1 protein-coding gene and 1 pseudogene are annotated in these 1,219 nt (G+C 46.9%); both read left to right on the forward strand.

Going from position 1 to position 1,219, the window contains the following annotated elements; all coding sequences use genetic code 11:
* Nucleotides 1-456, forward strand: a 456-nt coding sequence (locus ACTHUM_RS14585) for an FKBP-type peptidyl-prolyl cis-trans isomerase (protein ID WP_440403235.1), incomplete at its 5' end; no start/stop codon positions are given.
* Nucleotides 457-673: 217 nt separating this feature from the next.
* Nucleotides 674-1,219: pseudogene (locus ACTHUM_RS14590) on the forward strand (1,4-alpha-glucan branching protein GlgB); the annotation flags it as partial.

The raw sequence follows: 1,219 nt of genomic DNA on the forward strand, positions 1-1,219 counted from the left end.
TCCCTGCATTATGAAATGTACGATGCAAACAACCAGTTGTTGGACAAAACCGAAGAGCCGATTGCTTACCTGCATGGCGGTTATGACGGTATTTTCCCTTTAGTGGAAGAAGCGTTGCACGGCAAAAATGTAGGCGATACCGTTGAAGTGGCTTTGTCGCCTGATGATGCCTTCGGCGAGCAAGATCCTGAACTGGTACGCATTGAAGATGTAAGCGTATTTCCTGTTGAAGTTGAAGTCGGCATGATGTTTGAAGCCGATGATCCGGAAACCGGCGATGTATTGATTTATCGTGTAACCGATGTTGCCGACGGTAAAGCCGTAGTGGATGGCAACCATCCTTTGGCCGGTATGAAAGTATTGTTCAAGGCGACCGTTGAAGGTGTGCGCGATGCGACCGAGGAAGAAATTGCCCATGGTCACGTACATGGCCCGCACGGTCATCACCACCACTAATCAGGCTTGAAGCATGATAAAGGCCGTCTGAAAAGGAATGAAACCTTCCTTTTCAGACGGCCTTTAAGTTTTTACAAGACAGATAAATAGGAAATTTTGGCGCAGGTCAAATCAAACAGGGAAATATGGATTTTGTTAGAGACTACAATAAACTACATGTAACGGTGCAACAAGATCTGTATTAAGATTCAGATATTGGTAAAACAGGCAGAGTGCAATGAGTGAGACATTGGAGCAGCAGGCCGTAGAGGCCGGTATTGATTTAGGCTACCACGACATCAACGGTATATATCATGCGACCAAACCTGAAGTTTTGGAATCGATCGTTGCTGTTTTGGACAAAAGCAAACCGGATTCAGACGGCCTTTATCTGAATACGATGATCGTGCATGAAAACGGCGAAGAATCTTTACAGATGCCGTCTGAATTTCATGGTGCAGAAGCGGTTGTATTGATTGATGAGGCGGATGAGTGCCAGAACTTGACTTTATATCCGGGCGACAACGATACGCTTTGGATTAAGCTGCCCCAACTGGCTTGCGGTTATTACACCTTGTCGGCCGAGACCGGCGGCAAATGTCGCCTTGTGCGCCTGATTGTTGCGCCTGAATCGGTTTATCAGCCTAAACTGCTTGCCAATGGCGGTCGGATGAATGGTTTGACCATGCATTTGTACAGCCTACGTTCCGAGCGCAACTGGGGCATAGGCGATTTTACCGATTTGCTGAACCTGATGAAATATGCAGCAGAGAAAAAGCTGGAC

This window comes from Neisseria sp. P0021.S006, assembly GCF_051956895.1.